The 12902-nt window shown below is 35.6% G+C and carries 15 protein-coding genes; 1 reads left to right on the top strand and 14 read right to left on the bottom strand.

Annotation, left to right across the window (positions count from 1 at the left end):
- Nucleotides 1-45 precede the first annotated feature (45 nt).
- The 4 genes from DRF61_RS06555 to DRF61_RS06540 form a co-directional block, all read right to left on the bottom strand.
- Complete coding sequence (locus tag DRF61_RS06555; RefSeq protein WP_228452669.1) at nt 46-993, bottom strand: serine hydrolase domain-containing protein; 948 nt, start codon at nt 991-993, stop codon at nt 46-48.
- Nucleotides 994-1145: 152 nt separating this feature from the next.
- On the bottom strand, nt 1146-1556 hold the full coding sequence (locus DRF61_RS06550; protein ID WP_111955283.1) for an SMI1/KNR4 family protein: 411 nt from the start codon (nt 1554-1556) through the stop codon (nt 1146-1148).
- A 77-nt stretch (nt 1557-1633) separates the two neighbouring features.
- Entirely contained in the window at nt 1634-2086 is a 453-nt protein-coding gene (locus DRF61_RS06545; protein ID WP_111955281.1) for a hypothetical protein, read from the bottom strand.
- Nucleotides 2087-2574: 488 nt separating this feature from the next.
- Complete coding sequence (locus tag DRF61_RS06540; RefSeq protein WP_111955279.1) at nt 2575-3114, bottom strand: hypothetical protein; 540 nt, start codon at nt 3112-3114, stop codon at nt 2575-2577.
- A gap of 511 nt (nt 3115-3625) precedes the next feature.
- Here DRF61_RS06540 and DRF61_RS06535 point away from each other — a divergent pair.
- Nucleotides 3626-3883: a helix-turn-helix transcriptional regulator gene (locus tag DRF61_RS06535; protein ID WP_111955277.1), complete on the top strand. Its 258-nt coding sequence runs from the start codon at nt 3626-3628 to the stop codon at nt 3881-3883.
- A 92-nt stretch (nt 3884-3975) separates the two neighbouring features.
- On the opposite strand, the gene DRF61_RS06530 is transcribed toward DRF61_RS06535, so the two are convergent.
- The 10 genes from DRF61_RS06530 to DRF61_RS06490 form a co-directional block, all read right to left on the bottom strand.
- Entirely contained in the window at nt 3976-4860 is an 885-nt protein-coding gene (locus tag DRF61_RS06530) for a DUF6602 domain-containing protein (RefSeq protein WP_111955275.1), read from the bottom strand.
- Between the two features lie 91 nt (nt 4861-4951).
- A complete protein-coding gene (locus DRF61_RS06525; RefSeq protein ID WP_146897141.1) occupies nt 4952-5695 on the bottom strand; it encodes a hypothetical protein in 744 nt (247 codons plus the stop codon).
- Nucleotides 5696-5927: 232 nt separating this feature from the next.
- Nucleotides 5928-7553, bottom strand: coding sequence for a chaperonin GroEL (groL, locus tag DRF61_RS06520; protein ID WP_111955271.1), 1626 nt, complete (start codon nt 7551-7553; stop codon nt 5928-5930).
- A 119-nt stretch (nt 7554-7672) separates the two neighbouring features.
- Entirely contained in the window at nt 7673-7951 is a 279-nt protein-coding gene (locus tag DRF61_RS06515; RefSeq protein WP_034723531.1) for a co-chaperone GroES, read from the bottom strand.
- A gap of 173 nt (nt 7952-8124) precedes the next feature.
- A complete protein-coding gene (locus tag DRF61_RS23015) occupies nt 8125-8259 on the bottom strand; it encodes a hypothetical protein (protein ID WP_262510822.1) in 135 nt (44 codons plus the stop codon).
- Between the two features lie 259 nt (nt 8260-8518).
- Entirely contained in the window at nt 8519-9238 is a 720-nt protein-coding gene (locus DRF61_RS06505; protein ID WP_111955267.1) for a DUF3108 domain-containing protein, read from the bottom strand.
- A gap of 81 nt (nt 9239-9319) precedes the next feature.
- On the bottom strand, nt 9320-10540 hold the full coding sequence (locus DRF61_RS06500; protein ID WP_111955265.1) for a dicarboxylate/amino acid:cation symporter: 1221 nt from the start codon (nt 10538-10540) through the stop codon (nt 9320-9322).
- Nucleotides 10537-10704 (bottom strand): hypothetical protein, encoded by a 168-nt coding sequence (locus DRF61_RS22590; RefSeq protein ID WP_157963367.1) that lies wholly within the window; start codon nt 10702-10704, stop codon nt 10537-10539. The genes DRF61_RS06500 and DRF61_RS22590 overlap by 4 nt, the downstream gene beginning before the upstream one ends.
- A 65-nt stretch (nt 10705-10769) precedes the next feature.
- Nucleotides 10770-12056: a CitMHS family transporter gene (locus DRF61_RS06495; RefSeq protein WP_111955263.1), complete on the bottom strand. Its 1287-nt coding sequence runs from the start codon at nt 12054-12056 to the stop codon at nt 10770-10772.
- Nucleotides 12057-12074: 18 nt separating this feature from the next.
- A complete protein-coding gene (locus DRF61_RS06490; RefSeq protein ID WP_111955261.1) occupies nt 12075-12767 on the bottom strand; it encodes a DUF2490 domain-containing protein in 693 nt (230 codons plus the stop codon).
- Between the last annotated feature and the right edge of the window lie 135 nt (nt 12768-12902).

Genomic DNA, 12902 nt, shown 5'->3' with positions numbered 1-12902 from the left:
TCGTTAAAAGCAAAGTAGTTTAAGGAATTCAAAGGTCTTTTTGTTTTATGGATTGTTTTTTTGAGGAAGACTATATTTCTCGTTTTTCAGAATGGCTGTAATGGCATCGGAAATTTCAAATAATCTTCCGTTGTAGTTGTTTCCCAATAGAATAATTGTAAATTTTTGATCCAGATCAGAAACTAAAAGGGCTTCATATCTTCCGGCTCTTCCATCGTGTACATGCTCAATTAATTTTCTATTTCTGTATTTTGCCTGTCCCAAAGCTGATTGGGTATCCGGCAGATCAAAATGCTGCCCCAGCTCAAACACTGAGTTGGCACTGATTATTTTATTGGAATGAAGGCAATCTCCCCATTTCAGCAAATCTTTAGTGGTTAAATAGGTTCCGCCTGTTATTGGTAATTCTTCTTTGTCTGCCACCAAATTATTATCAAATGCTTTGGCTATGTTTTTTTCATTTTCAAAAAGGGTCATCACGGAAGAAGTCATTTTACAGGGTTTGAAAATGAATTTTTCTACATACGTTTTAAAGCCCACTCCGGTTAACCGCTCAATAATGAACTGGCGTAAAAACAGGTTATTGATGGTGTAATCGTAATGGGTGCCGGGTTTGAAATCCAGTGAATCCACTAGCTTTAAGCCATCAAAAAGATCCTTATCATTCTTAATCTTTTTCCAGTTTACATCTGGAATGCCGCTTGTGTATTGTAATAGGTTTTTTATAGTGACTTCATTGGCCCATTTTGGTAACTCCGGAATGTATTTGGAAACATGATCTTCTATGTTCAATTTGCCCTGCTCCTGTAACTGCATCAATGCCACGGCACTAAATTCTTTGGTAATGGAACCGATATGGAACCTGTAATCAGGCGTTAGTTTTTTCGTTTTTGTGGCATCTGTAAAGCCAAAAGAAGCGTTGTAAATGATTTTATTATTTTTTGATACCAAAACGTTTCCATTAAATACTCCAATCTGATTTGACCATTTCATCAGGGAATCTATCTGGCTGATTTTGTTTATCTGGGCGAATGTGATATTTATGGGAATTAGGAGAAGAATGAAATATAAAAATAGTGTTTTACAATACTGCATATTTAATTTTTTTTCTTTGGCCATTGGTTTTGTTTATAACTTAATTTATATCAATACAAAATATCTGCATCTGAATGGATAAGAAAAATAGCTTCAGAAAAAGTGTCTGCGATATGTTCAGGTGTTTCAGCAATATTTTTAAACACTCCACTTTTCCCTTTCACAAAGCCAATATGATGCGAATTGATCAGGTAGTCAGCAAATACAATGAAGCTCTTATCGCTTTCGTTGTGATAATTTTCCAGAATTCTTGCTAGGGGCCAGATGGAAAACATATTCTTTGTCCAGTCCCAATCTACAAAACCATCCAGTTTTAAATAAAATTCTTTACAATCATCTGGAAACTGGAAGTTGATCATTTCTTCGGTTGCTTTAATGGATTCTGGTGTTGCTGGTGGATTCAATTTTATATTTTCACTTGTCCATGCATCTTTAATTTTATCGATCGGGAGATGTGTCATTTTATCAATTTTTATAATAGAATATGGCTTTTTTTCTGACTTTGGAGTAGCTCTAAAACTAAAACTATCTTAAAATTCTATTCCTTGATTCTTAATTTTAGCCGATTAAAAGTTTTTTTGGTGATATAGAATTCTATTGCGAATAGTAAGAAAAAAAATGATACTAAAAGTATAGTAAATGCAAGGTCTCCTTGAAAATCAGGATCAATAATTTTTTTGATGATAACAAACAAAAATATCAACAAGAGAATAGAGAACCATGCATATCCGAAAAAGCTTAATCTCAATTTAGGGTTTTGAAGGTCTTTCTTTTTAAAAACAATAATTAGAGTAGGAAGAATTGTCGTGAAAGGAGTTTTTATTCTTGTAACCTCAAGTCTATTTTTAAACTCTCTGCCAAAGAATAATTTTTCATCAGTTATCCACGAAGTAGTATTGACTAAATCCAGTATCATAGAACTTCTTTTTGAGTTTTCTCTGATTGCTTCATCAATTTTAGTATTCCTAAAATTTAGGTTCATTTTAATCATAGTGTTTTTTGTATATGGTTGCCAACTATTAGATTTCAAATTCCTGAGCAGTCATATTACGACTATTAGGTATCAAATCTACGAATTAGAATAATATATTGGTTGATAAAAAACCGTTATATAAAACAAAATTGTTTTATAATGTAGTGCTATATTGTAAAAATATATTGAGGATTATTGTTGCTATTTCTGAATCAACTGCTTTTGCTTTCCGAAGTCTCCAGATTTTACGAAGCAGTAAAATCAAAAATTTCGGAAACCTGTCGCAGCTATGTTTGTAATCTATGCAATATATTTTATCTTAAAAACAAGGTTGTTTGTAATCAAATACTTTCTCCGTTGATTACAAACAACTTTGTTTTTATTAAAATCTGTTCTCAGAATGTCTTACGCAACTTGCGGGAAACAAAATACAACTGTGTTTTGTTTCCCGCAATAGTGTTTGTAATGAAATGCTATCCATTAGGCCCCTACTGATGGCGAAACAGTTAACTTAAGGTGGGGTTATCTTTATTTTTTCTTTCAATAATAAGGTACGCTGCATCCAGCATTTTGGTCAGATGTATGTATGGGCTTATTATATTCCTTTCCGGCAGATTGTCATAGACTCCCAGTGAGAGATAGACCATCCCAGAAATAAAATAATCGAATTCCTTGATGCTGTATTCTTTGAATGCTTTTTTAAAGACCAACAGAGGATTTTGGTATTCCTTCTCGGAAAGCAAGCCAAGAAACAACGGAGAAACATCTTCCAACGGAGCATTGACGGCCCTTTTCTTTTCCTGTAATGTGATGACGTATCCTGCACGGATGAATGACTGCATTGCCTGCTGAAAATGAAATATGGCGGACGGATGTTCTTTTATCCAGCTATTTCTTTTTACCGCATAACTTATAATGTCGTTTAACAGCTCTTTGGATGTTGCCAGATCATTAAGCTGAAAATAGTTTTCCATTAGCTGTATGCCGCGATGTTTCTTCCGGTCTTTACCAAGCCGGGATTGAAGGTCTGTTCTGTTTTTTTTCATGAGTTTGTATTTTTATACTGTACGATTTTACTGGCCGTAAAGGAGGAAGCGCGCCTGAACTTCCTGCTCATACAGGCCCAATGCATATGATAGAATTTGTGTTTTTCTAAAAGCCCTAAAGCCGCAATGGATTGTACACCCCATTGTACCGTATCATGATACTTTATGATGTAAAGCAGGCTTAGAAAAGGATGATTGTAGAAAAGAGAACTGCATGAAAAATAAAAACGGCATGAGACTCTACAATATCCGACTTGAGGTACTGGTATACCGTGCAACAGATAAGAGAGCCCACGCCTAGGTCGTGAGCTTCTTGCTTATCTTCTCGTTGCTTTTAAATTACCAGTTTTCAAGTCGAGATTCTAAGCAATAGCTTCTATATTTCTTTGAAGTATCGCAAAATTACTCTAATGAGTAATCTTTTCCAAATATAATAAAAATATTCAATATTACCGAATTCGGTAATGGTAATTTATACTAATAATTACAATTTGCACTAAACAGTGCGATTATGAACGAGTTTAAGACTGATGAAATCAAAAGAATGGTCTCAGAAAAAATAAAAGAAATAAAAGGAGACACTCCTTATTCTAAGGTTTCTGAAAGATGTAATGTTACAGCTGCAAGAATTAGTGATGTTGCTAATAACAAGATTGATTGTCAACTTAGTACTTTTATTGAAATTGCAACCGGACTAAGAATACATCCTAAGGAATTATTTGATATTGTTTTTGATTTTGAAGGATATTATTCTGAATTAGATAAATAAAAACAAGCTCCGAAGCCTTCAGACTTCGGAGCTTGTTTTTATTTATCTAGGCCAAGGCCAAGGGACTTTAAGCAAAAAGGCATTCCGAAAATTTATATATTTCTATTTATCCCATTTATTCCTTCAAGTATATATATACTGTTACCAGTACTTAAGTATCTATTGAATGCATGTACAGGTACAGTTCTTCCACTTGATATATAATTAATAATTGTATGTAATAAGAATTGAAAATTTTCTTTTTCTTGTTGTAAAAAATAAAAAGAATTAGCATCTTTTTTTAGATAAACAATTTTATTTTCTTCTTTATTTCTGTAAAAGATTAACCCATTATTTAATATTGAAATTAAATTAATCTCCTCATTATTATTACATAATTTAAGATTTTCCTCAAATTTATTGACAAAAGTTTCAGGATTTAACTCTAGATTACCACACAAAGAAAAGAAAAAGATTTGGTCAAGAAATTTATTTTTTTGATCATAGTTTTCATCTCTAGAGCCTTCGAATGACGTTTTTGAATTATATTTTCTAAAAGAATAATACATTTTATCATTTCCAGGGAATCCGCTTTTTTTTAGTTCCGAATGGCGTATAAGTTTTTTGACTGATTTGGATTTTTCGAAGATATTTTCTAGTTCTCTAGATGTTAAAGAGCTTTTTACTTCACCTACTGCAATAACTCCTTCACATGGATAATATGTAGTTTCTGGAGATTCATTAATACAAAATACAGGACAGAATTCTTTTTCATATATTATTATATCTATCTGTTTACTACAATTGCCGTAACTGTCAATTATACAACCAGAACCGATACCCACTGAATTAGGTAATAACATTTCTAATTTTCTAATAACTTCTTTTTCTTTTGCACTTCCAATTAAAACCGGTGTTGTTGCATTACTAGCATAATCAAAATTCCTGATTAATTCTTCTGCTAGATGGTTTATATATTTTTTAAAATCAAATGACATATTGTTGTATTAAAATTGCAAGTAACGAACTGCGGATTGGCGATAGTGGTGGATTAGAAAGTCAAGACTTTTAATCTTGCACTAAGTTAATTTATATTTTTGCCTTTATCTTGTTTAAAATTTTAATGTATTCTTCATACTCTTGTTTTAACTTGCTTTCCTCGTCGCTTCCTAAATCATATAATTCAGCTCTATTTACGGACATTATATCTTTTGGTTTTTGTGGGCGAAAAGATAGATATGCTGTATACAGCTCGTTAATTTCTGTATTTTGTTTTGTTAGCTGTTGAATTTTTGAAATCTCTTTCGTAAAATTAGAAAAATTTTCCGCAATTATATTTTCTGTTTGTATAGCTTTATTTCCTGATTCAATGTGATAATTATAGAACTTAATTACATCATTTTCGTTAGGTTTCTCTAGATTTTCTTCATATTGATATTGTGCATACCAATAGTGCTTATGTGCTTTATGCATTGCAAGTTCATCGTAATTGTGTTTTATTAGAAAAATTAATTTTTCTAACTCAGATTTAGACTCAAGAATTTGATTTGTTTTTTCTTTTTTTTCTTTTCTAAAATCAAAAAATACTTGGGTTCCTAAAGTCAAAAAAGCACCAATTAATAATGGAATCAAGGTTTCCCAAATTGAATTTTCAGATTCTTTTTTATTAGACAAATTATTAAAATATTTTTCTAATGCTTCATTTTTGATTTCAATTTTTTGTACTCCATTTTTATGATTAACAATACTATTATTTACATTTGAAGTGTCTTTTTTCTGTGAAAATAATACAAGATGACTTAAGAAAAAGAAGGTCAGAAAAAGTTGTTTCATTTTAACGGAAATTTTTATAAAATTACAGCTAACATCCAGATTTACGAATTGCATTAATATATAATATATAAAATTGCGCTGATGTTATTTTGGCTTTAGCTATCTATTTGTTAATCATTAAATATAAAATATAAATATACTATTTCCTTACGGAAAACCATAATCCAAACAAAAAAACCGCCCTACAAAAAGTAGAACGGTTAGTATATTAATTTGCCTCGGTCGCTGACCGTTACATCATTCCCGGCATTCCACCACCCATTGGCATAGCTGGTTCGTCTTTTTTCACTTCAGTGATTACACATTCAGTAGTAAGAAGCATTCCTGAAACAGAAGCTGCATTTTCAAGGGCAACTCTTGTTACTTTGGTAGGGTCAATGATTCCTGCTTCAAGCATGTTTACATACTCGTCAGTTTTAGCATTGTATCCGAAGTCTCCTGTACCTTCTGCTACTTTAGCAACGATTACAGAACCTTCACCACCTGCGTTGGCAACGATTTGTCTTAATGGCTCCTCGATCGCTCTTTTCACGATTCTGATCCCTGTAGTTTCGTCAGCATTGATCCCTGTAAGGTTTTCTAGAGCAGAGATTGCTCTTACTAAAGCAACACCACCTCCTGCAACGATACCTTCTTCAACGGCTGCTCTTGTAGCGTGAAGGGCATCATCTACTCTGTCTTTTTTCTCTTTCATTTCAACTTCAGAAGCTGCACCTACGTATAGTACGGCAACACCACCAGCTAATTTAGCCAATCTCTCCTGTAGTTTTTCTCTGTCATAGTCAGAAGTTGTAGTTTCCATCTGAGCTTTGATCTGAGCTACTCTTCCTTTGATTTTAGCTTCATCACCACCACCGTTTACGATAGTCGTGTTATCTTTATCGATCGTTACTTTCTCAGCAGTTCCAAGCATATCCAGAGAGATGTTTTCCATAGTGAAACCTTGCTCTTCAGAAATCACCTGTCCGCCAGTTAAGATCGCGATATCTTCCAACATTGCTTTTCTTCTGTCTCCGAATCCAGGAGCTTTTACAGCAGCAATTTTAAGAGAACCTCTTAATTTGTTTACCACCAAAGTAGCTAAAGCTTCACCTTCCACTTCTTCGGAAATAATTAAAAGAGATTTTCCACCTTGTGCAATCGGCTCAAGAACTGGAAGCAATTCTTTCATGGAAGAGATTTTCTTCTCTACCAAAAGGATGTATGGGTTTTCTACTTCGGCTACCATTTTCTCAGGGTTAGTCACGAAGTAAGGCGACTGGTATCCTCTGTCGAACTGCATACCTTCTACAACGTCTACCGTTGTATCAATACCTTTAGCTTCTTCTACAGTGATTACCCCTTCTTTACCTACTTTTCCGAAAGCTTCAGCGATCAGAGATCCGATAGTCTCGTCGTTGTTTGCAGAAACTGAAGCTACCTGCTTCACCATTTCTGTAGAATCTCCAACAGTTTTAGACTGAGATTTAAGGTTTTCAACAACTGCAGTTACCGCCTTGTCGATCCCTCTTTTCAGATCCATTGGGTTAGCACCTGCAGCTACGTTCTTAAGACCTTCTCTTACGATAGCCTGTGCCAATACAGTAGCGGTAGTAGTACCGTCTCCTGCAATATCATTGGTTTTGGAGGCCACTTCTTTTACCATCTGCGCTCCCATATTTTCTACTCTGTCTTCAAGTTCGATTTCTTTCGCTACAGAAACACCATCCTTAGTTACGTGAGGTGCACCGAAAGATTTCTCGATCACTACGTTTCTACCTTTTGGTCCCAACGTTACTTTTACTGCATTAGCCAATGCATCAACCCCTCTTTTTAAAGCGTCTCTTGATTCAATATCGAATTTTATTTCTTTTGCCATTTTTTGCTGTATTATTGTATTATTATGTACAATGTAAAATGTACTTTTTTATTTTTAAATAATTTGATTAAACGTTGTTAAAATACGTTGTACTCTGTACATCGTACTTTTTACAAATCTTACCCGATTACACCAAGTAAATCACCTTCCTTAACGATTAAGAAATCTTTTCCGTCTAATTTTAATTCAGAACCTGAATATTTTCCATAAAGAACTTTGTCACCTACCTGAACAGTTGTAGGCTCATCTTTTTTCCCTGGACCTACTGCTACTACTGTACCTTCCTGTGGTTTTTCTTTTGCGGTGTCCGGAATAATAATACCTGAAGCTGTTTTAGTTTCTGCAGCGATCGGCTCGATCAAAACTCTGTCTGCTAATGGTTTAAAGTTTACTGACATAATATATTTATTTTTAATTAATTCTCCGTTATAATTCTCTAAATGTATGCCATGAGAGATCTGTGGATGAAATGGCAGAATTTTATTTCCCAGTGTGAAAATTTGGCAGAAAAATGAAAAAAAATAAAGCCGGAAACCTCCGGCTTTTGTATTTAACTCTAATAATTAGTAAACTAAGGGCAGTGCTGTCCCGGCCCGATCCAAAGGATGCATTTTCCCTGATCGTTCCATTCGCAGCAAACAATTCCGGCTGCGCCTCCAACGATGGATTTTTGAGCCTCTCTGCTTAATGATTTAGCGTTTTTCATAGGTAATATTTTGTTTATTGTACATGCCTGAACATTTAATGTCAATCAGGATTTTGACGATTTGATGTGATAGTGTATGTCAAAGATAAAAAAAAATATGATCAGATTATACACTGTTTGTAGATTTATTTATGGAGTTTGTATTTTGATTTTCAGTGTTTTATTGATTGCTTTGTAAAAGGCTCCTGGCATAGGCTTCTTAGCAGTACTCAACATTAAAAAGTAAAAGTTTACCATTACGGTAAACTTTGTAGATCCATTATTGAATGGTTTCCAATGTCATTTTTCTACCGCCGAGGTCCATATCCTGTTTCAGGATCTTCCGGGTTTCGGTATCTATGTAATAAGTAACAATCGTTGTCTTATCTTTAATATCATCGGTTGTTTTTACAGCCCATACTTTTTTTCCGTTGTAATCTGTTTTCTTTACGTCCAGTATATAGGCTTTAATAAGTCCTTTCTTAGCATCCGGGTTATAATCGAAAATAGAGAGGTCAGCAGTATAATTTTCTTTCAGGGGAGAAAACCTGATCAGCATAGGGTAGCTGCTGCTGTCAAAATAATCTGCAGCATCCATTTCGATAGGGTCTTTTTTTTTGGATTTTTTATCCAGATAATATCCTGTTACCTTAGCCTTCCCTGATTTCAGAACCATATCTCTCATCATATTAAAAGACGAATGATAGACTGGCTGGAAATTAGCAGTTTTTACGATGGTAGAATCGGTCCATTTAGCATCAGGTGCCTTTTTCAGCTTTACAGTAGTTTTGATGAGGAGATCCGTTTTGTTTAATTTTTTGAGTTCTGTAATAATGCTCCCAATTTCCATTTTTGTTCCTGCATTTTCAGCATACCAGACCGCTTCTGATGTTTCATCTTTGATCAGCTTAGGATCAATAGCGCTGTTGGCTGGGGTGAGCAGTTTTTGGGAAAATAAATTAACACTGCTTATTAATAACAATACAAAAAATGTCCTCATGATTTTTTATTAATAAGTGTTACTCATTTTCAAAAAGTTACAGCCTTATTTTTCCTTGTCAGTAAAGTAGTATGCAGTAACTCAAATAGAGTGGGTTTTATTTTTCTGATTCTGATTTATTTTTGAAATCACAGCCCCGGAAACTGCAATGCTGATAAAGTTGGTGACAGATCTCGCCTCATTCATAAAACGGTCCACACTGTAAAGGAGAGCAATATCCGTTAACGGAATTTTTCCAAACCTGTTTAAAGTGAAAATAAGGGCCAGAAATCCTGAGCCCGGAACACCTGATGCTGTTTTCGAGGTTACGGAAATAATGACGAAAAGCCACAGATAATCGGTGACAGTCAAAGAAATGTTATAAAACTGAATAAGAAAGCAGCAGGTCACGGCAATATAAATACAGGCTCCTGAAAGATTAAAATTATATCCCAAAGGAATGACAAACCTTAAAATTTTTCTGCTGTAGCCTTCAGATTCCATTTTTTCAAAGATGAGCGGAAATGCTGTTTTGGAAGATGATGTGGTAACTACAAGGATAATTTCTTCTTTTAAATCAAGTAAAAACTTCCAAAGCCGGATTTTGAACAGATAAGAGACAACTCCCAAAATCCCAAAAATAAAGACAATATCAGCCAGATATACTGTTGCAACAACTTTACTGAGCGGTAGAAGCGTATTGATGCCATATACAGAAACTCCGTATGCAATGTTGCAGAATATGATAACGGGCAGAATAAGGTAGAGATACTTGATCACCGTATAAAAAACCTTGAGACCACGGTCCAATAGATTCAGGAATTTTTCTCTTGCACTGGAAAGATTCATGAAAATCCCGGCGACAATGGACACGATAAGAAAAATACCGTGTCTGTTGAGGTACAGGATACCCGATATACTTGTATTGTCAATTTCAAATGTTCTGGGAAGTGATTTACTGATCCTCGCAGGATCAATTCCCGTATCGGCTCCGGGTTTTACGGCAAAACCGAAAATAAATCCTAAAACAATAGCAACAGAGCTTATGATAAGAAAATACAGAATAGTTTTCCATACAATGCTGCTCGCATTTTTGATTCCTGACAGCTGGCAGATACCATACATGATCGCCATGAAAATAATGGGAAGGATGAGCATTTCCAGAATCATGAAAAAATACCGGCTTACCATTCCCAGCTGAATGCTTGCCTCAGGCGCATAATATCCTGTAAGCACTCCACCGAGAATTGCGGCAAATACATATAAGGTAAGATTTTTTAAATATCTTCCTGTGAATGTTTTTTTTGTTTCAAAAAGGTTCATCTGAATATGCTTATGCTTTCCGTACAAAGATCTGTTGTTTTTTTTACATCTGAAATATAATAAATAGTAAGGGTAGGGAAACGTGAGGCTGGAAGAACGAAGTTATTGAAGTTGGAAATAAAAGCTTCCAGCCAGTTTCTATTAATCTTTAAAAGTCTGCCCATTAATTTTATAACAGCATCCAATATTAACTTCCATCCCCCTTCTTCCGGCTTCCAATCTTTAATGATCAGATAACTCCAAGAATCAGTGCTGCCAGCAGCATCACAATGGAGGATCCTAATGCCCATTTTAAAGTATATTTCAAATGATCAGAAAATTCTACACCTGCCAATGATACTAACAGATAAGTAGATGGAACCAGCGGGCTTAAAAGATGTGAACCTTGACCAATGAGACTCGCTCTTCCCAGAATTTCCGGTGAAATCCCCAGCTGATGCCCGGTAGCCACAATAATAGGCAATATTCCAAAATAATAAGCATCATTGGAAAGGAAAAAAGTAAGCGGAATACTGAAGAGTGCTGTTACAATATTCAGATAGCCTCCCCAGCTTTTAGGAACTATTTCTATCATACTGTTTCCCATTGCCTGCATAATACCTGAACCATTCAGAATTCCGGTAAAAATTCCGGCTCCAAAGATCATTCCTGCCACAGATAAAGCATTTCCTGCATGTTTGGAGATTATTTTCTGCTGGTCTTTCAGTTTAGGGTAATTGATAATGGAAGCGATACAGAACGCGATCATAAAAGCAATGCCCAAAGGAACAATATCCAGGATCATGACCACTAAAAGTGTGATGGTAAGGGCAAGATTGATCAGGATCAGTTTCGGACGACGGAGCTTCGGATCTGCCTCGCCAATGATATCATTGCTGTTGTAATTGGTAAATTTCCCATGCTTTTCAATCCTTATTTTTTCTCTTCTTCCCAGAATGTAAGCCACAAAAATCACCCATAGAATGCCTATCGCCATAATGGGGATCATAGGGACAAAAATTTCTGTGTGCCCAAGCTTCAGTGAGCTCATTACCCTTGCCGTAGGCCCTCCCCATGGAAGAATATTCATGATTTGCCCGGCAAGCATAATGATGCAGGTCAGGATTAACGGGTTCATACCCTGTCTTTTGTAAAGCGGAAGCATGGCGGCCACCACAATCAGATAAGTGGAAGAACCGTCACCGTCCAGTGATACCAGGGCCGTAAGAATGGCGGTTCCTATTGTGGTTTTAATAGGATTGTCCCCAACAGCTTTTAAGATTATATTTACTAAGGGCTCAAAAAGTCCCGTGTCGATCATTAAGCTGAAATATAGGATGGCAAAGATCAGCATCACCCCTGTAAGTGCGATCTCTTTTACACCGTTCTTCATCATATCTCCCAGCTCAGGACCGAAACCCGCAAAAAGGGCTATGGTTACGGGTACGATGACCAAGGCTGTGAGCGGAGTCATTTTTTTGTTCATGATCAGGACCATAAAGATCAGGATCATGAGAAATCCAAGGAAAGTAAGCATAGATGATTTGATTTATAGTTATTTATTTTTGTTTTTTCTCCAGTCGAAGCTGTTTCTGTAGCCGATATAGCCGTAGTTGCTTGTAGATCCGGTCTCCAGCTGGTTGATAAAAGCTACTTCAATAGCAGAGTTTTTCCCCACTTTAACTCCGATGCCGGCCGTTAGGCGGTTACTGTCAAACGGTTCATCCTTCACTACATTCATTCTTATTTCATTTTTCAGAATGCCGTATAGTTTTTCTTTTTCTCCCGCTCTGTTAAAAGGAATTCTCAGTGAAATCAGATAACGCAGCCTGACGATGAATTCATCAGGATTGCTTATGAATCTTTCTTCTACACGGAAACGGTGTGAAACCGAAGTTCTCCCGATATTACTTCCCAGTGTCACCTGCTGGAAAGGCCTTTTTTCATACCTCTCTTTCTTTGTATTGTCAGATTTATAGGAATCCAGTACCAGAAACATAAATCCGGCAGCGGGCTTTACTTCATGGGCTACTTCGTAATCTACATAGGCAGATACCAGAAAAAGCCTGGTGTCATAAGCGAAATCAAAAGAACGGTATTGGGATAGAGCGGTCAAGGTGCTTTTATCCGTTAGCCTTGCCGACATGAGATACTGGAACCACATATTGTAGTTGTCCCGGCTTTGTGCATCTGCCAGGCGGATCATTCCAAACAGTAGAATAATGATTAATTTGAATTTAATTTTCATGTAATATTGAGTTAACATCCTGATGTCTCAAATATATTTATAAGAACCAGCCGCGGATTTATTTTTCAATCAATGACAGTTTTTATCAGTGAACTGCAGGATGGGCAGAAAAAGATGGTATATTTGAAAGATTGA

Source organism: Chryseobacterium lathyri (assembly GCF_003290185.1).
GTDB classification, from domain to species: Bacteria; Bacteroidota; Bacteroidia; order Flavobacteriales; family Weeksellaceae; genus Chryseobacterium; species Chryseobacterium lathyri.
This window is presented reverse-complemented; position numbering and strand designations above follow the sequence as displayed.

Coding starts and splice junctions, on each gene's coding strand:
- DRF61_RS06555 (WP_228452669.1), bottom strand. CDS start 993: ATGAAATGGTCAAATCAGATTGGAGTATTTAATGGAAACGTTTTGGTA.
- DRF61_RS06550 (WP_111955283.1), bottom strand. CDS start 1,556: ATGACACATCTCCCGATCGATAAAATTAAAGATGCATGGACAAGTGAA.
- DRF61_RS06545 (WP_111955281.1), bottom strand. CDS start 2,086: ATGATTAAAATGAACCTAAATTTTAGGAATACTAAAATTGATGAAGCA.
- DRF61_RS06540 (WP_111955279.1), bottom strand. CDS start 3,114: ATGAAAAAAAACAGAACAGACCTTCAATCCCGGCTTGGTAAAGACCGG.
- DRF61_RS06535 (WP_111955277.1), top strand. CDS start 3,626: ATGAACGAGTTTAAGACTGATGAAATCAAAAGAATGGTCTCAGAAAAA.
- DRF61_RS06530 (WP_111955275.1), bottom strand. CDS start 4,860: ATGTCATTTGATTTTAAAAAATATATAAACCATCTAGCAGAAGAATTA.
- DRF61_RS06525 (WP_146897141.1), bottom strand. CDS start 5,695: ATGAAACAACTTTTTCTGACCTTCTTTTTCTTAAGTCATCTTGTATTA.
- groL (WP_111955271.1), bottom strand. CDS start 7,553: ATGGCAAAAGAAATAAAATTCGATATTGAATCAAGAGACGCTTTAAAA.
- DRF61_RS06515 (WP_034723531.1), bottom strand. CDS start 7,951: ATGTCAGTAAACTTTAAACCATTAGCAGACAGAGTTTTGATCGAGCCG.
- DRF61_RS23015 (WP_262510822.1), bottom strand. CDS start 8,259: ATGAAAAACGCTAAATCATTAAGCAGAGAGGCTCAAAAATCCATCGTT.
- DRF61_RS06505 (WP_111955267.1), bottom strand. CDS start 9,238: ATGAGGACATTTTTTGTATTGTTATTAATAAGCAGTGTTAATTTATTT.
- DRF61_RS06500 (WP_111955265.1), bottom strand. CDS start 10,540: ATGAACCTTTTTGAAACAAAAAAAACATTCACAGGAAGATATTTAAAA.
- DRF61_RS22590 (WP_157963367.1), bottom strand. CDS start 10,704: ATGGGCAGACTTTTAAAGATTAATAGAAACTGGCTGGAAGCTTTTATT.
- DRF61_RS06495 (WP_111955263.1), bottom strand. CDS start 12,056: ATGCTTACTTTCCTTGGATTTCTCATGATCCTGATCTTTATGGTCCTG.
- DRF61_RS06490 (WP_111955261.1), bottom strand. CDS start 12,767: ATGAAAATTAAATTCAAATTAATCATTATTCTACTGTTTGGAATGATC.